The organism is Tetragenococcus halophilus subsp. halophilus DSM 20339 (assembly GCF_003841405.1).
In the GTDB taxonomy this organism is placed as follows: domain Bacteria; phylum Bacillota; class Bacilli; order Lactobacillales; family Enterococcaceae; genus Tetragenococcus; species Tetragenococcus halophilus.
Genome location: NZ_PXYA01000001.1, coordinates 896,910 through 914,261, shown reverse-complemented (window position 1 = coordinate 914,261; position 17,352 = coordinate 896,910). Strand labels below are relative to the sequence as shown.

The following is a 17,352-nucleotide window of genomic DNA, read 5'->3' as shown; positions in this document are numbered from 1 at the left end:
TAAAAATGAATAGAAAGGAAAACCGTATGGACACATTGAATCATTATATAAACAAAGATTTGTTGTTTTTAGATTTAGAGGTTAATAGTCAAGAAGATTTGTTACTTTATATGGCAAAAGAACTAAATAGACATGAAAACGTTAATGAAGAATTTATCAAAAAAGTTATAGAAAGAGAGAAGAAATTTCCAACAGGCTTACAAATAGAAGAAATAGGCGTAGCTATTCCTCATTCTGACGTAGAATATGTTAATGAGCCTGCTGTTGCACTAGCAGTACTGAAAAATCCAATAAATTTTTATAGTATGGAAGATGGTAAAAAAATTATTCCAATAAACGTAGTCTTTATGTTAGCGGTTGATGATGGTAATAAGCAATTAAAATTACTTCAAGAAATAATGGGTTTAATACAGTCAAAAGAAACATTAAAAAATATTATCGAAGCGGACACGAAAGAAGAAATATTAGAATTAATAGCTTCTTGACTTTATAAAATAAGGAGGAAGTGCATTTTTGAAAATCGTAGATTATAAAATTTATGCAGTAAAACCTCGCTGGATTTTTCTCAAACTTAAAACAGAAGATGGTTTAGAGGGTTGGGGAGAGATGGTATCTGGCACAAGGACAGAAACAGTGATCCAAGGCGCAAAGGAAATGTGTGAGCGAATTCTAGGGGCAAATTCAAATGAGATCGAGAGAATTTGGCAACGTTTATACAGGCACTTCTTTAGAGGCGGTCCTGTTTCCATGACCGTTATTTCTGCTATTGAAATTGCATTATGGGATATTAAGGGAAAAAGGCTCGGAGTTCCTATTTATGAATTACTAGGTGGAAAAGTACGTGATTCATTAAAAGTATATTCATGGATTGGAGGAGACCGGCCTAATGACATATTGAAAGAAGCAAAAACGAAATATGAGTCCGGTTTTAGCGCAATTAAAATGAATGGGACAGAAGAGCTACATTATATTGATACTTATAAAAAAGTTGATGAGGTGTTAGAAAGAGTAGAATTATTACGTAATCACTTTGGAAATGATTTAGATATAGCAGTAGATTTTCATGGAAGAGTTCATAAACCAATGGCTAAAGTGTTAATGGAAGAATTGCGTCCATATCGATTAATGTTCATAGAAGAACCCGTACTACCAGAACACAACGAAGCTTTAGAAAATTTGTATCAAATAGCTAGTATGCCTATCGCAACAGGCGAGAGGCTTTATACTAGATGGTCTTTTAAAGATATTATAAGTAAAGGAGTAGCAGATATCATTCAACCTGATGTCATTTTAACAGGAGGGATATTAGAAACAAGAAAAATAGCGGCAATGGCTGAAACTTATGATTTTGGTGTCGCGCCACATGCTCCTTATGGACCAATTGCACTTGCAGCAACTTTCCAAGTAGATGCTTGTACTCCGAATGTATTTATACAAGAGCAAAGTCTGAATATTCACTATAACCAAGGCAATATAGACCTGCTAGACTTTGTTAAAAATAAAGAGATTTTTAAATATAAAGATGGTTTTGCTGACGTACCGAAGCTTCCTGGATTAGGTTTAGAGCTGGAAGAAGATTTAATTTATGATGTTAGTAAGGAACCTTTAAATTGGCAAAATCCTTGGTGGAAAAACTATGATGGTACGATTGCTGAATGGTAAATCACTGCTGAATAAAAATATTTATAGGAATTTTTGAAGAGGCACCTTGTATAAAGGAGATAATAAAATGGATGATCAAGAAATAATATCAGTAATAAAAAAAGAAAAAATATGTTCAATAATTCGAGGGATAGAGGAAGAAAAAATTGATAATATTGCTCATGCTTTGGCTAAGGGTGGAATTAAAGTTGTTGAAGTAACATTTAATACAGCTGGAGCTAGTAATATGATATCCTATATGACAAAAAATTATAGTGAAGACTTTTTGATAGGGGCAGGAACAGTTCTAGATACTGAAACAGCAAAAATTGCAATTGATGCAGGGGCTAAATTTGTTTTAGCTCCCACATTGAACATAGAAGTAATTAAGCTATGTTTAAGGTATAATGTTCTTCCGGTCCCTGGTGTAGCAACAGCAACTGAAGCATTAATGGCATGGGAAAATGGGGCTCGGATGATCAAAATGTTTCCTGCTGGTGTTTTAGGAGCAAATTATATTAAACAATTAAAGGGGCCATTGTCACAATTATCAATTATGGCAGTAGGCGCTATTAACAAAGGTAATGTCCAAGAAATGCTCAATGCCGGCGCAGATAGTGTAGGCATAGGCAGTGAGATAGTTGATAAAAATAGTATAATGCATAATAAATTTGAAAATATTGTAGAAAAAGCGAAAGTAATAAAAAGTCAATTAGAAAAAAAGTGAGATGAATTATTTATTAGATACATAAAAAGCGTTAACTTTTGTTTTTTATGTCTATGATTTTAATTTGTCACCAATCAATAAAAAAATAGAAGAGTTGGTTCTTTCATTTTGGATTTAAGAAGTTTCTAATGAAATAGAAAAACAATTTTATAGTTTGAATAAAAGGGGCTACGTCATAAGCCTCTTTTTTTGAGTTGATTTAAAAAATAATCATTAATAAATAATTGCTTGAGACTCAATTCATTAAACTTACTTGTTCAAAAAAAAAACAGAAGCAATATAACAGCAACACAAGAAAGAACACACTTTACATATTTGTCGACACACTCTGTTATAACCCTGTATTTATTTTATTTTAAAAAATTGTGTACCTACGTAGCGACATTCTTTATAAGTCTTTTATTTGGCATAAACTTTGCTTTTAGTCAGTATAAGGAGGTGGAAAAATGATAGGAATTTTAATACTGACACATGGTGAATTAGCTAACGGATATCTCTCTGCTTTAAATTTAATTTCAGGAGAAGAAAAGCAAATGGATAGTATAGGGCTATATCACGAATCAAGCATTGAAGAGTATAAAAAAAATGTGACACATAAGATTAAAGAACTTGACGAAGGTGATGGGGTGCTAATTTTTTGCGATATATTTGGTGCTAGCCCTTATAGCGCGACAGCCCAGAGTTATAAAGAGCTTAAAGACTATGTCGATTATCGTTCAATAACTGGTGTAAATTTGGCTATGGTTATTGAAGCAGTGTACTGTAGGAAAAATATGTCACTTGATGACCTTTCACAACATGTTCAAAAAATTGGAAAAGAAGGAATTAAAGAATTATTTGATATAACAGAAAGGATTGATCAAAATGGGTGAGATTGTTTTGACAAGGATTGACGACCGATTGATTCATGGACAAGTAATGACAGCGTGGGTTAAAAAAACGAGAGCTAACCAAATTTTAATAGTTGATGACGAGGTTGCAAAAGATGAATTTATGAGAGAAGTTTTAAAAATGTCTGCTCCTAGTGGAATTAGCATTTTTGTAAAAGGCTTGGAAGATTCAGTCGCTTTTATAAAAGAGCAACTAGATGCTGATAGTCGTTTAATAATTTTGACTAAAGGACCTGAAACTATTGACGCATTAGTAAAAAGCGGTATTAAAATAGAAAAACTAATTGTCGGAGGAATGGGGGCGAGATCCGATAGAAAAGCTCTATATAAAAATATTTCTGCTTCTAAAGAGGAAAGAAGGATATTTAAAAATTTAATAGATCAAGGAATGGATATAACTATCCACATTATACCTGATCAAAAAGAAACAAATTTAGAAAAATACTTATAAAAGTAAGGAGGAGTAACAATGCTAATATCTGCAATATTAGTTGCTATTATATCAACTATTTGTAATTGGTGGCCCAACCATTTAATTACTCGTTCTTGGTTATATCCAGTATGGTCAGGGTTTTTAGTTGCGTTAGCCATGGGAGAACCAATGATAGGTATGCAAGCAGCTGCTTATATTAATTTAGCTTATCTAGGATGGATTACTGCTGGAGGAACTATGCCAGGTAATTTACCAGTAGCTGCGGTGTTTGGTACAGCTATGACAATTTTATCCGGTGCTGATCCAAGTTTGGCTGTTACATTTGCGGTACCATTTAGTTTATTTGGGATTTTAACTTTTCAACTAACTATGTCATTAAATGCTCTTTGGGTGCATAGAGCGGAGAAGTTTTTAGACAATGGGAATATAACAGCTATGCGAATGATGAATTATATCCCGTCAGGTATTCTTAATTTTATAGTCACAGGTATCCCTGCGTTTATTCTAGTCTACTTCGGAGCAGGTCCTATGCAACAATTACTAGATGCAATTCCAGATCCATTTGTTAGTGCGATGCAGGTTGTCGGTGCAATTATGCCCGCTTTAGGGATTGCGATGTTGATTAGTTTTATGGGAAGTAAAAAGATTATGCCCTTTTATTTTTTAGGATTTATTCTAGCTGTATACCTTAATTTAGACATTATGGCAGTTACGGCTATTGCAGCAGTGCTTGGAATTGTTTTTTATAATACAGGATTTTTAGATATGAAACCTAAAGGAAAGGAGACAAATTAAAATGGATGTAAAATTGACACGTAAAGAATTAATAAAAAACTGGGCGCTAACTTATTCCAGTGAATCTGCCTATAATTATGAAAGACTCCAAGCTTTGGGACAAGCGAATGCAATGGTTCCTGTCATCCGTAAATTATACGCAGATGATAAGGAAAGGCAAGTCCAAGAATTAAAAAAGTATTTTGTTTTTTATAATACTGAGCCTTCTTTTATAGGAACTATGATTCCTGGTGTTGCTTCAGCAATGGAAGAACAACGAGCAAATGGAGCTGAAGATATTACAGATGAAACAATAAATTCTTTAAGAACAGGGCTGATGGGGCCTGTAGCCGGCATTGGAGATACTGTTAGTCAAGGGATAGTATATCCAATTTTAGCTGGGATCGCGTGTTCTTTAGCTATTGATGGAAGTTATGTTGGTCCTATATTTTTTGAAATCGCTTATAAAATACTATTAATTGGCTTTGGCTGGAACATGTACCGGCTAGGTTATCAAAAAGGGAAAACATTTCTTTTAACAATGTTAAAAGAAGGTACTATTTCAAGGCTAACTGAAATTTTTAGTATGATCGGTTTAATGGTTGTAGGCTGTATGACGGCTGAGAGAGTTGATATCGAATCACCCTTTATTTTAAATATTAGAGGAGTTGAATTAAATATTCAAGAAGATGTACTTGATGCGTTAATGCCTGGACTCATCCCTTTAGGAATAACAATGCTTGTATACTGGTTAGTACGTAAAAAAGTCAATATAAATTTAATTATACTTACAATATTTGTATCAGGGATTTTATTGTCATACTTAAATATCTTGGGTGTACCAGCGGAATAACTTAAAGTAAGGAAGAGGATATTATGAAAGCAGTAGATTTACTTGAAATAGGTAATTTACAATTAGTAGAAAAACAAAGACCCACTCCAAGCGGAGGAGAAGTATTACTTCGTATCAAAGCTTGTGGAATTTGTGGTTCAGACATCCCGCGAGCGTTTATTAATGGATCTTATCATTTCCCGACAGTACTAGGGCACGAATTTTCTGGAAAAATTGTTGAATTAGGAAAGAATGTTTCTAAAGAATACTTGGGGAAAAAAGCAGCTGTCTTCCCATTAATACCTTGTGGGCAGTGCGAATACTGTGAAACAGGAAATTATGCTCAATGTAAAAATTATAACTACTTTGGTTCTCGAACAGACGGTGGTTTTGAGGAATATTTAGCAGTTCCTATATTTAACCTAGTGATGTTAAAAGATAATGTTCAGTTTGAAGAAGGAGCGATGCTTGAACCCGCAACTGTTGCTCAACATGTAATCAATAAAGCCCAAGTTGATATTGGAGATAATGTTGTCATATTTGGAGCAGGTCCGATTGGTATGTTAGTAGCTCAATGGGCTAAGATAAGTGGAGCTAATAGAGTAGTATTAATTGATATTGATGAGGAAAAAGTAAAATTTGCAAAAAAGATTGGCTACGAATTTGTTTATAATAGTTTAAATGAATCTGCGGAGGAGATTATTAGAATAAATTTTGGAGGAGAATTAGCTGACATTACCATAGAGGCAACAGGCTCAAGTAGCGGATTTAATAGTTGTGTAGAAGCTATGAAAACTTTTGGAAAAGTGGTTCTTTTGGGAAATCCGCATTCAGATATGACATTGGAAAAGAAAAGTTATGACCAATTTATGCGAAAAGAAGGAACGATTAAAGGAATGTTTAACAGCGTCTATGTATCTTATCCAAAAAATGAGTGGCAAGTGACAGCAGAAGCAATCGCACAGAGAAAACTAAATTTACAACCTTTAGTTACTCATCGTGTATCTATTGACGAATTAGTTGAGGCATTTCAAATGATTTATAATAAGAAAGAAAATTATTGTAAGGTGTTGATGGTTGATGACGACTTATTATAAGAATACAAGAAGTATTATAGAAGAGCTTTCTGACCTGCTTTTAAAAGTAAATCAGAAAGATGTGGAGAATTACATGACTGAAGTGACAAAAGCCGAAAAAATTTTCTTTGTTGGTGTAGGTAGAGTGGAATTAGCGTTAGAAGCAACAGTCAAAAGATTCTCACATCTCGGATTAAATTGTTATATGGTAGGCGCTTTGGATGAGCCTCCAATCGGCGATAAAGACTTACTAATCGTGGGAAGTGGCTCAGGTGAATCTATTTTTCCATTGGATATTACTGACAAAGCAAAACAATATGGTGCAAGAATTGTACATTTGACTTCTAGTCCTAATAGCTCTATTGCTCAAAATGCGGATATAATCGTACGTTTTGAAAGCCCGTCTAAATCAAATCCTGATATTAAATCTATTCAACCTATGACGACTGTTTTTGAACAAGGCTTATTCATTTTTCATGATATTTTAACTCTTGAGCTTATGCGAAAAATGGAACTGAGCTTTGAGGATTTAAAAAATAGACACGCAAACTTAGAATAGGAGGCTATCAATGTCTATGGAAAGAAAAATAGCTTTTGTAACAGGAGCTGCAGGAGGTCTAGGCAAGGCCGTAATTGATAAGCTAATAAGTGAAGACTATATTGTATTGATTAATGATAAAGATGATAAAGAACTTGAAAAAATTGCTAACCATTACTCAGCAGGAAGTGTATACCCGTATAGCTTTGATGTAACGTCTGAAGAAAATTGGAAGTTAGTCTCAAAAAAGGTTAAGAAAGATTTTGGCTCGCTTGATGTACTTTTAAATATTGCTGGTATATTTAAAATAAAAACAATTGAAGAGACCAGTTTGGATCTTTGGTATAGCACTATGGAGGTCAATGCTACTAGTGCATTTCTTGCTCTTAAAGAGATGCTGCCTGTATTAAAAAAGGGGAGTTCTATAGTCAATATAAGTTCAATCGCTTCTTTTCTGGGTTCCAAAAATAGAATTGCTTATGCAGCATCAAAAGGAGCAGTGGCTTCTTTAACAAAAGCCGCTGCAATAGAACTAGCTCCAAGACAAATACGAGTTAATTCAGTTCATCCAGCTTATATTCAGACACAGATGGCTGATCATGCTGCTGATGCGACTGATCGTACAACTGCAGAGATGGGAAGTCGAATACCATTGTATCAACGAATAAGTACGCCTGAAGAGGTAGCTGATGTAGTAGTTTTTGCAGCTTCAGAAAAGGCTCGATTTATGACTGGTGCAGAAATTGTTGTCGACGGTGGTCAATCAGTAAACTAGAAAGGACTGTTTTTATTGAAAGTATTACCATCTTTAATGTGTATGAATTTAAATAGATTTAGTGAGCAAATTAAATATTTAAATAATGTAGTTGATGGTTATCACATAGATATTATGGATGGCCATTATGTTCGAAATATGACTTTATCTCCATGGTTTATTGAACAATTACAAGAGGTTTCGGAAGCACCTATAGATGCCCATTTGATGGTAACTAATCCCTCAGAATACGTGGATGAATTACTAGATTTAGATGTGGAAAGTATAAGCATCCATGCTGAACTTTTAAATGGACAAGCATTTCGCATAAACCAAAAGATTAAAAAACAAGGAAAAAGGCTAGGTGTTGTGTTAAATCCTGAAAGTTCTATAGAGACTATCAAAGATTATATTCACCATATTGATGTAATAACAGTTATGACAGTTGATCCTGGTTTTGCAGGGCAACCGTTTATTGAAGAAAGTCTTACAAAAATACATTTACTAAATGAATATAAAATAAAAAATAATTTATTATATGAAATCCAAGTTGATGGTTCATGTAACAAAAATACTTACCGAAGTTTGGCAGAAGCGGGAGCGGATAGCTTTATAGTTGGTACTAGTGGACTATTTGGTTTAGATGAAGATATAAGTAAAGCATTTGAAAAAATGAAGATACAAATGGGGTCTGAGATATAGGTGAAAAGTAGTTATTCGATAAATAGAAGTTACATTTTTTTATTATCGAACAGGGTTAGCAAGTGACAGTTAGGGTTGGTTTTACAAAAAGAATCTTTCTTTTTGTAACCAACTTTTTTATTAATCATTTTATTAGAAATTACTCATAGCTTGAAAGAATTTAAAATTATAGGAATATTTTTATTCTTAGTTTTCAATAAAGCACAGATACTACATACAAAAACGAAATAAACCAGTAATTAAAAATATTCAGTCTGGAGAAAAATAACAAAAGATAATAAATAAAAAAAATAATTCAAGTTTATTTTACTAGATAACCGGCTTCCGTTATACTTAATTCAAAGTAGAAAGTGATTTAAAATAATCATATAATTGCATTAGGAGATGTTAAAGATCAAAAGAAAAGAATTAATATTAAAAACCTTAGATAAAAATACTAACGTTTTTTTGAATGATACTAAGACAATAAAGCTTGATGCCACGGAACTTTCTGTAGAGCTTGGGATAGCGCGATATAATGTTAGTAGAGATTTAAATCAGCTTTTTGAAGAAAATAAAGTAATTAAAATAACTGGCCGTCCAGTATTATTTATCTCTAGACAATTAGCGGAAGAAAAGTTAGAAGCAAGAATACCATTCCAACAATTTGCAAATTTAGAACAATTTATGGATATTTTTATTGGAGCGAAAAGGAAGTATTCTAAAGATTACCCTTTTAGTGAGCTGGTAGGTTATAGTGGTTCACTCGCTAATGCTGTTCGACAAGCAAAAGCTGCCTTACTTTATCCACCAAATGGGCTACATACATTGCTTTCAGGGCCCTCAGGATCAGGAAAGACTACTTTTGCACGGTTTATGTATCAGTACGCAGTACAAGTAGGACAGCTTTCTTCAAACGCGCCATATATTGTTTTTAATTGTGCAGATTATTCGAATAACCAACATTTACTTTTAGACCACCTTTTCGGACATTCTAAACATGCCTTTACAGGAGCCGAAGAAAGTAAAAATGGGCTAGTCGAAGCAGCTGATGGAGGGATATTGTTTCTTGATGAAATCCATCGTTTACCTCCGGAAGGCCAAGAAATGTTATTTTCGATTATAGATCGGGGCGAATTTTATCGTCTTGGAGAATCAGAGAAAACGCGAAAAGTAAATGTATTAATTGTTGGCGCAACGACAGAGAATATTCAAGATAATATTTTGACTACTTTTTTAAGGAGAATTCCTTTAACAATTAATTTACCCAGTATTAACGATAGAGATTTGAGTGAAAGGGTACAATTAATTTACTTTTGTTTTAAACAAGAAGCAAAAAACATTGATAAAACTCTTCAAGTAAACGAAGATGTTGTTCGTTTCTTTCTTCAATATGAACCCAAAGGGAATATTGGTGAATTAAAAAATGATATACAATTATTGTGTGCTAATGCTTTGGTAGATAATATTTCTCATAATGTAAAAATAATAAAAGTTAAATTATCTCATTTATCACCGTATTTAATTGATCAGTTCTACTTTAGCCATTCTGATGAAAAGTCAGATTCGGGAATGAGAAAAAAATTGAAATCTGTGAAAATTGGTGATTTAGAATTTACCCCCGATGAGAATAATAAAAAAGATCCCTTTTTATTGGTTAATGAAGACAACGATCTATCTACAAATATTCCAAATATATACCAAGAGTATATTGAAAATGAAGGAACTTTAGCTTCTCTGAAGGGACAAATTCAAAGGCAGGTACAACAAAGAAAAAAGAGCTCTGAGATAAATCAGCAACCTATATTTAAAATCGTTTCTAGACAGAATTTTGCAATTACCTTAAATATTTTAAAAAAAGTAGCACAACAAGAAAATTACTACTTTGATGATAACAACATAGAAAGCCTCGCCTTACATTTGGATACTCTAATAGAAAAAGTTAATGAAGGCTATTCTTTTCATGACGAAAGATTTCTTGAACATAAAAAGAAAAGTCAGGTAGAAAAAGAACAAGAGTTTCAAATTGCAAAAAAATTTATCGAGAAGTTTCTAGTAGTTTACAAGTAGAGTTACCAGAGAGTGAGACATACTTTATCTCACTTTATTTGAAGGCGATGAATGAAAAACATACAAAACAAAAAATAGGTGTATTAGTTTTAATGCACGGAGAAAGTGCGGCAAGTGATTTAGCCCAAACTGCTAATGAATTGTTAAATGTTAACCATGCGGTAGGGGTGAATATGCCTTTATCACAAACTGTAGGCGATACGCTTGAATCTGCAACAAAAATAGTAGAAGAAATTGATCAAGGAAAAGGTGTTATCTTACTGAGTGATATGGGATCGTTAAATATGTTTGGAGAAATAATAATGAGTAAATTGGGTATACAAACAAAAACAATTAAAATGGTGACAACTCCCATGGTGGTTGAAGCAACAAGAAAAGCAATGTTGCCTGAAATGACTTTAGCAAAATTAGAACAAGATATTATTGAACAAAGTACGTTTATAGGAAATAGTGTACAAGCATCAAATGAACAGAGTTCAACAAACATCGTAGTAGAATATGAAAATAGCCGAAGAGAAAAAATAATATATATTTTAGAGGAAAATTTAATTTTTTTAGATGGAACTACGATTTATGACTTATTAGAGGAGCAAGCTAAGATCATTGTTAGTCATTTCCCGATTGAAAGTTATGAGGATTTTTGGATTAAATTTTTATTTCATACAAGTAATATGGTAGAAAGAGCTATACGAAAAGAACAATTCGAACGAAAAAAGATATCCAGTATTATTGATCAATCTCCCGAATTATACCGCTTTTTAAAAAGTAGCTTTTCATCAATCGAAAATAGATTTGCAATCGATATCAAAGACAGTGAAATTAGTTATTTAATGGAATTAATAAATATTTGTATGAAAAGCACAGTTAAGTAGCACGTTTCAAATGTAGAATAACACACTAAGAAAGCCTTAATATGATAGTCAAGCTAATTACTGTCTTATTAGGCTTTTTTAATTGGTATAAATATTGCTAGTAATTCAATAAACGAAGAAAGAAATGTTTGCTATTTTTAGTAGAAAGAAGATAGTAATTTATAACGGTTAATAATCTTTAAATAGAGTTACTTTTCGACGTAAAGATTAAGTTTGGATGTTGTAAAAGGAAGGAGGGCAAGTTTTTATTGATGTTGAAAACATATTTGTTGTGAAACCAGTATTTTATAGTATTAATTTTTATTTGATAGTTAAAACTAGCTAGGTAATTTTTTATGAGGAGAGGAAATAATGGAAAATACATGTAAAGCAGCGGTATTCACCGGGAAAGAGAAAATTGAATTACAAAATATTAAAAAGCCTAAACCAAAATCGAATGAGGTTCTAGTTAAATTAAAAACATGTGCTTTATGTACATGGGAACAGAGAGTTTATCAAGGGATTAATAAGGTAGACTTTCCATTTATCGGCGGACACGAGCAGGCAGGAATAATTGTAGAAATAGGCTCGGATATTGATAAAACACTATGGGATGCTGGAGACAATGTGGTTGTTGGTCTTCTAACCTCTTGTGAGGAATGTGAAAAATGTAGAATCGGTGAAGAAGGTAATTGTGAAAATTTCAGTTATGAAAGTTTCGTTGGAGGCTTGGATATAAGAGGAATGGGAGGCCTGTCTCAGTATTTGGCTGTTCCTATCAGTAAAATATTTAAAATTGAAGGGGATTTGAGTTATCAAGAAGCAGCTTTGACAGAGCCTTTGTCTTGTGTTGTACACAGTATTGAAATTGCTGACATACAATTGGGGGAAACGGTAATCGTTATTGGGGCCGGAATTATGAGGGCGTTTCATGCGGTATTAGCCAGAAATAAAGGCGCACGAGTGATTATTAGTGAACCTAATCAAAGTAGAATTGATTTAATGAAGACTCTTGGCTTTGAAGAGTTCATAAAACCTGATTTTGAAGATGCGATCGACCAATCGTTAGAATTAACAGATGGAAAGGGTGCCGATGTTGTTTTAAGCACAGTCGGGATTTCAAAACTGGCAGAAGAAGCTGTTCAAATGAGTTCTCTTTATGGTCGAGTTGTTTTGTATAGTTCTTATCATCCAGATACTCCTATTTCAATTAGTCCTAATCGTATTCACAAAAGGATGACTAAACTGATGGGAAGTGCCAATTCTAACACTCGTGACTTTATTACCGCTATGAAGTTATTAAATGAAAGAGTGATCGGTGTCAAACCATTTATATATGGAACATACGAATTAGATGAAATTGAAGAAGCAATACAAAAAGCAATTGACCCTAATAATTATCGTGTTATTGTGCAAATGACGTAATTAATGTAGAAGAAAATATACAATCTCATCAAGTATTCAATCTAAATTTGGAGGTGCTATTATATGCTAGTGAATATGAAAGAACTTTTGGCGGAAGCAAAGAAGAACAAAAAAGCGGTAGGAGCTTTTAATGTTCCCACCTTGGAGAATATACGTGCCATCATTGAGGCAGCTGAAGAATTAGACTGTCCGGTGATTCTAGCACACGCGCAAGTGCACGAAAAACTGATTAGTTTACCAGATATTATACCTATTATGCTACATTACGCAAAAAAAGCGAAAGTACCCGTAGCTGTTCATTTAGACCACGGTTCTTCTTTTGATATATGTGTGCATGCCATTAGAGAAGGGGTTACTTCGATTATGTATGACGCTTCAGATAAGGATTTTGAAACAAATTTAACGGAAACAAAGGAAATGGTCAAAATTGCTCATGCGGCGGGAGTTTCTGTTGAAGCCGAGTTAGGACACATTTTTACTTCGGAATTTGGCGGTGAAGGGACAGATGAAGGACGTGTTTCTTATGCAGAAAAAGATAACATTGACAATAATTTTTATACAGATGCGGGTTTAGCTAAAAAGTTTGTAGATGAAACAGGTGTAGACTTTTTAGCCATAGCATTTGGAACTGTACATGGCGTGTATGTCAAAAAACCTAATTTAAATATGGATGTAATTTCTGAGGTAGTAAATAAAGTAGATATTCCTCTTGTTATGCACGGAGGTTCTGGTGTCTCGGCTGAAAATTATAAATTAGCTATTGAAAGAGGTATTACAAAAATTAATTATTTTACTTATATGAACAAAGCAGGTGGACAAGCTGTAAAAGAATATATAGAAGATAATCATGAGATGCCATTTTTTGATGAAATTTCAACAGTGGCAATTGACGTGATGAAAGAAAATGTTAAAGAAGCGATGAGAGTTTTTAACAATTAATTAGTTTTGATGAACTTGAGGCATTTATTGACGATTTGCAAGAAGCAGTAAAACAATTTATAGATTTCGGTAAAAAGAGCAGCAGTTAGACCATATCTAACTGCTACTCTTAATATAATTAAGTAAAAGGCATTTATGTCCGCTTGTCCAAAAACCGCAACAGCACGGCGGCGACACCTGCTGTGGCGAGCCCTGCGACTATGGCTTCTGGAACACCTTGAGCAAAAATGATCGAAAGGATAGCGACGTAAACAGCATTCCCTGCTTCGCCGATGATTTGTGCGTATTCTGTTTGAAACAGAAAGTAAACCATATTCATTACAACAACGGTATTTACAATGCCGCCTAATAAGCCAGCGATGAAAAGTCCTAAGCCTGCTTTACGATTTTTCATTCGCTTTTCAAACCAACGGTAGAAATAATAAGGGACGATGCCGATTAAGATTCGTGGAATAAATGTGATCAATAATGCTTTCCAACTGCCATATCCGCTTTCACCAAAAGGAGCAATAAAAGGAGAGAAGATAAAAGACATCGGGGTTACAATAATTGTCGAACGAATCATACTAATTAAACCGAAACTAGCTCCTAAGAAAGCTCCTAAGCGTGGGCCTAAAACGATCGAAGCGATAATTACAGGGATATGTAAGGTCGTCGCGTTGATAGGTCCAATAGGAATGAAGCCAAGAAAAGGAACGGTGGCTAGTAATAACAAAATCGCTAGGAAGAATGCGGTTAAAACTAGCCGAAAAGTCTTTTGTTTTTGCTGCATAGGGTCTTAAGCCTCCTCGCCCTCAAGTGTATTCACCACTTTTTCTATAATTGTATCAGCGGTAGCTAATGCACCAGAACCAAAGTCACCGCAAGCTAACAATGATTCACGTGGTTGAATTTCTTTATAACCAATTTCTTTTAATGTTTGTAAATTTCTTTGGACGATAGGATGATCGTACATATTAGTGTTCATTGCCGGAGCGATTAATTTTGCTCGATCACTAGGCAAAGCAAGGGCTAGGGTACTGATTAAGTCATCGGCAATACCATTTGCTAATTTCCCTATAATATTAGCCGTTGCGGGAGCAACTAAAAACAAATCAGCTGGCTTGGTCAATTCGATATGGTTAATCTTACTAGGATTCGGTTCATCCATAACGTCAGTATGTACTCTGCGTTTTGTTAAAGACTGTAAGGTCAGCGGCGTAATAAATTCCAGACTGCTTTTTGACATCAGGACATCTACTGTATAGCCTTTTTTTGTTAATTCGTTTGCAATATCAGCTGATTTATAAGCAGAGATACTGCCAGTAACTGCTAATAGAATATGTTTTCCCATTTTTTTGCCTCCTATAAAATTAACGATGATGTTTCATCACTGTTTGTGCGATTAGTTGTGCAATTCCTTCTTTATTTTGTTCTTCTCCAACGATTTCTCCATCTTTATTAATAAGGTAGCCCGGATGTTGGTTATTCTTAATTTTTGCTAGATCGTTAGCTAAAATATAATCTGCTTGGCTAGCTGCAAGGCTTTGTTTGGCTGTTGTCAGTAATGTTTGTTTAGAAACATCGACGAGTAATTTAAACCCAATCAGTAGTGTTCCAGCTTGGATCTTTTTAATTTTTTGGATAACTTTAGGCGTTTTTTGCAAAACCAAATAGAGCTGATCAGTATTAGAAGAAATTTTATTTTCATTCGTTTTTTCTCCTAGACTTAAAGATGCAAGATCATCTTTGTCTAAAGGTCCATTTTTTTCTTGAAATAGCTGATTGATTGCCTCTAAAAAGGCTTCTTGGGAGTAGCTTTGGCTAGGTGCAAAATCGCTAACTGCCATACTGTGAATAACGGCATCATAAGAAAATTTCTGCAACAATTCTTGTAATTGATCGGCTAAATCCTGCGTTCCTGCAATTTCATAAAGATTTAGCTGTTGATTTTCTGTTGGATGTTTGGCCTGTGTTGTGGTGACATAATCGACAGTGATTTGATTTTTTAAAAATTCTTCTGCTAAAAAACAACCTAATCGCCCGGTAGAATGATTTGTAATGGAGCGCACATCATCGATTTTTTCTGAAGTGCCGCCAGCTGTAATTAATACTCTCATTTCTTTCCTCCTATATCGACAATGGTACGACCTATATGGCTACCATTTAGTAAGGATTCGATTGTTTCATCCAAGTCGGTTAAAGCAACTTCGTGATAAGTCTGTTTTTCTAACACGTTTTTATTTTCAGCTAAAAATTGCCAAACTTGCTTTCTTTTTTCCATTTCCACATAAACAGAATCGATGCCAATCATCTTGATACTACGTAAGATAAAGGGTAGAACAGTTGTTTTCAAAGCTATACCGCTAGCGTTTCCGCAAAGAACAGCACAACCATTGTATTGGATAAGAGGAAGCAGGCTTGCTAAGATATCGCCACCTACTGTATCAATGATAGCTGCAAATTTTTGCTTAGCTAAAGGACGTTTCTTTTCTGGTAGGATTTCTTCTGGCGTATTAATAGCCCTAGCTCCAAGATTTGTTAACCAATCGGTCTGTGTTTTTTTCGATGAAAGAGCTGTGATATTACTATAACCTAATTGCTGTAAAAGTGAAATTGCGGTACTGGAGACGCCGCCTGTTGCTCCGGTTACAAGTATAGGGGCATCTTTTGCGTTAATTTCTTGATCTACAGCTTGGACTGCTAAAGCTGCTGTAAAGCCGGCTGTGCCAAACACCATCGCTTCTTTACTATTTAATTTTTCGGGGATTTCGACTAACCACTCAGCGGGTACATCTTGAATTTGGCTAAAGCCACCGTCTAAATCTGTTCCTAGACCGTAACCTGTGACCAAAACTTTTTGACCAATATCCCAGTTTTCGGAATTCGTTTCAAGAATGGTTCCGGCTAGATCAATCCCGGCAATTTTGGGATAATCTGTAACAACGCCACCATTTTTGCTAGCTGCAAGAGCGTCTTTGTAATTAATATCAGAAAACTCTACTTGAACGCGAACATAATCTTTCTTTAATTTTTCATTTTGTTTTTTGACAATCCCACGTGAAAATACATTTTCTGTTTGTGTGACTTCAAAAGCTAAAAAATCTTCCATGCTTATCCTTCCTTTGCCAATCATATTTTATGTAATTTTTTACTAATTTTTATATAGTATTATCATAACATATTTTCTAATTTTGCTGATAATATTTAGAGCTCAGTCGCTAGTAAAAGAAATGATACAAAAGGTAAAAATTAAAAATAGTATTTATATTATCTAAAGGAGCTAAACTCTGGTAAGATAAAAGCAGGTTAATATATTTTTATTTTGATGAAAAAAGGGGAGAAGTTGCATGAAAGTAGAGCATATCGCTATTTGGGTAGAAGATATTGAAAAAATGAAAGCATTTTATCAGAAATATTTTAATGTTGGCAGTACGGAACTATACCATAATCAAAAAACGGACTTTCGTTCTTATTTTTTAACTTTTGAAGAGGGTAGTCGAATTGAGTTAACAACAAAGCAGCACTTATCAAATCGTGTAGCAGATAGTTTAGGCTATTCACATATTGCACTTGCAGTAGGTGATAAAAGCGCAGTGGATGATTTTGCTGAAAGATTTGTCAAAGATGGCTATCCACTTTTAAATGGACCACGAACCACAGGAGATGGTTACTATGAAGCTGTTATTCAAGATCCCGAAGGAAATTTAATCGAACTAACGACAAATTGAGTTTGTGATAA

Annotated in this window: 20 protein-coding genes; 16 read left to right on the top strand and 4 right to left on the bottom strand. The window is 34.1% G+C overall.

The genetic code is table 11. The features are described from left to right. The first annotated feature begins 26 nt into the window (after window positions 1-26). From C7K42_RS04315 to C7K42_RS04250, 15 genes are all read left to right on the top strand, one after another. The gene (locus C7K42_RS04315) at window positions 27-485 is read left to right on the top strand and encodes a PTS sugar transporter subunit IIA (protein ID WP_061839861.1); all 459 of its coding nucleotides are present in this window, start codon (window positions 27-29) and stop codon (window positions 483-485) included. Between the two features lie 28 nt (window positions 486-513). Continuing rightward, window positions 514-1,662 (top strand): galactonate dehydratase, encoded by a 1,149-nt coding sequence (gene dgoD / locus C7K42_RS04310; protein WP_061839862.1) that lies wholly within the window; start codon window positions 514-516, stop codon window positions 1,660-1,662. Window positions 1,663-1,729: 67 nt separating this feature from the next. Next, window positions 1,730-2,368, top strand: a complete 639-nt coding sequence (locus tag C7K42_RS04305; protein WP_061839863.1) for a bifunctional 4-hydroxy-2-oxoglutarate aldolase/2-dehydro-3-deoxy-phosphogluconate aldolase — start codon at window positions 1,730-1,732, stop codon at window positions 2,366-2,368. A gap of 446 nt (window positions 2,369-2,814) precedes the next feature. After that, window positions 2,815-3,240 carry a PTS sugar transporter subunit IIA gene (locus C7K42_RS04300; protein WP_061839864.1) on the top strand — a complete coding sequence of 142 codons (426 nt, stop codon included), beginning with the start codon at window positions 2,815-2,817 and terminating at the stop codon, window positions 3,238-3,240. Next, window positions 3,233-3,709 (top strand): PTS sugar transporter subunit IIB, encoded by a 477-nt coding sequence (locus tag C7K42_RS04295; RefSeq protein ID WP_061839865.1) that lies wholly within the window; start codon window positions 3,233-3,235, stop codon window positions 3,707-3,709. Before C7K42_RS04300 ends, C7K42_RS04295 begins: the two co-directional genes overlap by 8 nt. An 18-nt stretch (window positions 3,710-3,727) precedes the next feature. Next, a complete protein-coding gene (locus tag C7K42_RS13355; protein WP_061839866.1) occupies window positions 3,728-4,486 on the top strand; it encodes a PTS mannose/fructose/sorbose/N-acetylgalactosamine transporter subunit IIC in 759 nt (252 codons plus the stop codon). A gap of 1 nt (window position 4,487) precedes the next feature. Beyond that, window positions 4,488-5,318, top strand: coding sequence for a PTS system mannose/fructose/sorbose family transporter subunit IID (locus C7K42_RS13350; RefSeq protein ID WP_061839867.1), 831 nt, complete (start codon window positions 4,488-4,490; stop codon window positions 5,316-5,318). 23 nt (window positions 5,319-5,341) lie between these two features. After that, window positions 5,342-6,394 (top strand): galactitol-1-phosphate 5-dehydrogenase, encoded by a 1,053-nt coding sequence (locus tag C7K42_RS04280; RefSeq protein ID WP_061839868.1) that lies wholly within the window; start codon window positions 5,342-5,344, stop codon window positions 6,392-6,394. Beyond that, window positions 6,378-6,932 carry an SIS domain-containing protein gene (locus C7K42_RS04275; RefSeq protein WP_061839869.1) on the top strand — a complete coding sequence of 185 codons (555 nt, stop codon included), beginning with the start codon at window positions 6,378-6,380 and terminating at the stop codon, window positions 6,930-6,932. Before C7K42_RS04280 ends, C7K42_RS04275 begins: the two co-directional genes overlap by 17 nt. A 10-nt stretch (window positions 6,933-6,942) precedes the next feature. Continuing rightward, window positions 6,943-7,686: an SDR family NAD(P)-dependent oxidoreductase gene (locus C7K42_RS04270; RefSeq protein ID WP_061839870.1), complete on the top strand. Its 744-nt coding sequence runs from the start codon at window positions 6,943-6,945 to the stop codon at window positions 7,684-7,686. A gap of 6 nt (window positions 7,687-7,692) precedes the next feature. Then, complete coding sequence (gene alsE / locus C7K42_RS04265) at window positions 7,693-8,367, top strand: D-allulose 6-phosphate 3-epimerase (protein ID WP_200811719.1); 675 nt, start codon at window positions 7,693-7,695, stop codon at window positions 8,365-8,367. A gap of 384 nt (window positions 8,368-8,751) precedes the next feature. Continuing rightward, on the top strand, window positions 8,752-10,416 hold the full coding sequence (locus C7K42_RS13045) for a sigma 54-interacting transcriptional regulator (protein ID WP_234976249.1): 1,665 nt from the start codon (window positions 8,752-8,754) through the stop codon (window positions 10,414-10,416). Between the two features lie 47 nt (window positions 10,417-10,463). Then, complete coding sequence (locus tag C7K42_RS13040; RefSeq protein WP_234976248.1) at window positions 10,464-11,288, top strand: PTS sugar transporter subunit IIA domain-containing protein; 825 nt, start codon at window positions 10,464-10,466, stop codon at window positions 11,286-11,288. Between the two features lie 351 nt (window positions 11,289-11,639). Beyond that, a complete protein-coding gene (locus tag C7K42_RS04255; protein ID WP_061839872.1) occupies window positions 11,640-12,692 on the top strand; it encodes a zinc-dependent alcohol dehydrogenase in 1,053 nt (350 codons plus the stop codon). Between the two features lie 63 nt (window positions 12,693-12,755). Beyond that, window positions 12,756-13,631: a class II fructose-bisphosphate aldolase gene (locus C7K42_RS04250; RefSeq protein WP_061839873.1), complete on the top strand. Its 876-nt coding sequence runs from the start codon at window positions 12,756-12,758 to the stop codon at window positions 13,629-13,631. Window positions 13,632-13,764: 133 nt separating this feature from the next. On the opposite strand, the gene C7K42_RS04245 is transcribed toward C7K42_RS04250, so the two are convergent. The 4 genes from C7K42_RS04245 to C7K42_RS04230 are packed head-to-tail and all read right to left on the bottom strand — an operon-like array spanning window position 13,765 to window position 16,722. Next, a complete protein-coding gene (locus tag C7K42_RS04245; RefSeq protein WP_014125248.1) occupies window positions 13,765-14,403 on the bottom strand; it encodes an ECF transporter S component in 639 nt (212 codons plus the stop codon). A gap of 6 nt (window positions 14,404-14,409) precedes the next feature. Beyond that, window positions 14,410-14,964 (bottom strand): phosphopantothenoylcysteine decarboxylase, encoded by a 555-nt coding sequence (gene coaC, locus C7K42_RS04240; protein WP_014125247.1) that lies wholly within the window; start codon window positions 14,962-14,964, stop codon window positions 14,410-14,412. A gap of 19 nt (window positions 14,965-14,983) precedes the next feature. Further along, on the bottom strand, window positions 14,984-15,730 hold the full coding sequence (gene coaB, locus C7K42_RS04235; protein ID WP_061839874.1) for a phosphopantothenate--cysteine ligase: 747 nt from the start codon (window positions 15,728-15,730) through the stop codon (window positions 14,984-14,986). Continuing rightward, a complete protein-coding gene (locus C7K42_RS04230; RefSeq protein ID WP_103099962.1) occupies window positions 15,727-16,722 on the bottom strand; it encodes a YhdH/YhfP family quinone oxidoreductase in 996 nt (331 codons plus the stop codon). The genes coaB and C7K42_RS04230 overlap by 4 nt, the downstream gene beginning before the upstream one ends. Window positions 16,723-16,960: 238 nt before the next feature. On the opposite strand from C7K42_RS04230, the gene C7K42_RS04225 reads away from it, so the two are divergent. Further along, complete coding sequence (locus C7K42_RS04225; protein WP_061839876.1) at window positions 16,961-17,341, top strand: VOC family protein; 381 nt, start codon at window positions 16,961-16,963, stop codon at window positions 17,339-17,341. The last annotated feature ends 11 nt before the right edge of the window (window positions 17,342-17,352 follow it).

Bases quoted from the DNA above. Each gene is read 5' to 3' on its own strand.
- C7K42_RS04300 (WP_061839864.1), top strand. From the start codon at position 2,815: ATGATAGGAATTTTAATACTGACACATGGTGAATTAGCTAACGGATAT.
- C7K42_RS04295 (WP_061839865.1), top strand. From the start codon at position 3,233: ATGGGTGAGATTGTTTTGACAAGGATTGACGACCGATTGATTCATGGA.
- C7K42_RS04225 (WP_061839876.1), top strand. From the start codon at position 16,961: ATGAAAGTAGAGCATATCGCTATTTGGGTAGAAGATATTGAAAAAATG.
- C7K42_RS13355 (WP_061839866.1), top strand. From the start codon at position 3,728: ATGCTAATATCTGCAATATTAGTTGCTATTATATCAACTATTTGTAAT.
- C7K42_RS13350 (WP_061839867.1), top strand. From the start codon at position 4,488: ATGGATGTAAAATTGACACGTAAAGAATTAATAAAAAACTGGGCGCTA.
- C7K42_RS04245 (WP_014125248.1), bottom strand. From the start codon at position 14,403: ATGCAGCAAAAACAAAAGACTTTTCGGCTAGTTTTAACCGCATTCTTC.
- C7K42_RS04305 (WP_061839863.1), top strand. From the start codon at position 1,730: ATGGATGATCAAGAAATAATATCAGTAATAAAAAAAGAAAAAATATGT.
- C7K42_RS04230 (WP_103099962.1), bottom strand. From the start codon at position 16,722: ATGGAAGATTTTTTAGCTTTTGAAGTCACACAAACAGAAAATGTATTT.
- coaB (WP_061839874.1), bottom strand. From the start codon at position 15,730: ATGAGAGTATTAATTACAGCTGGCGGCACTTCAGAAAAAATCGATGAT.
- C7K42_RS04280 (WP_061839868.1), top strand. From the start codon at position 5,342: ATGAAAGCAGTAGATTTACTTGAAATAGGTAATTTACAATTAGTAGAA.
- C7K42_RS04250 (WP_061839873.1), top strand. From the start codon at position 12,756: ATGCTAGTGAATATGAAAGAACTTTTGGCGGAAGCAAAGAAGAACAAA.
- C7K42_RS13040 (WP_234976248.1), top strand. From the start codon at position 10,464: ATGAATGAAAAACATACAAAACAAAAAATAGGTGTATTAGTTTTAATG.
- C7K42_RS04315 (WP_061839861.1), top strand. From the start codon at position 27: ATGGACACATTGAATCATTATATAAACAAAGATTTGTTGTTTTTAGAT.
- C7K42_RS04255 (WP_061839872.1), top strand. From the start codon at position 11,640: ATGGAAAATACATGTAAAGCAGCGGTATTCACCGGGAAAGAGAAAATT.
- C7K42_RS04270 (WP_061839870.1), top strand. From the start codon at position 6,943: ATGTCTATGGAAAGAAAAATAGCTTTTGTAACAGGAGCTGCAGGAGGT.
- coaC (WP_014125247.1), bottom strand. From the start codon at position 14,964: ATGGGAAAACATATTCTATTAGCAGTTACTGGCAGTATCTCTGCTTAT.
- C7K42_RS13045 (WP_234976249.1), top strand. From the start codon at position 8,752: ATGTTAAAGATCAAAAGAAAAGAATTAATATTAAAAACCTTAGATAAA.
- C7K42_RS04275 (WP_061839869.1), top strand. From the start codon at position 6,378: ATGACGACTTATTATAAGAATACAAGAAGTATTATAGAAGAGCTTTCT.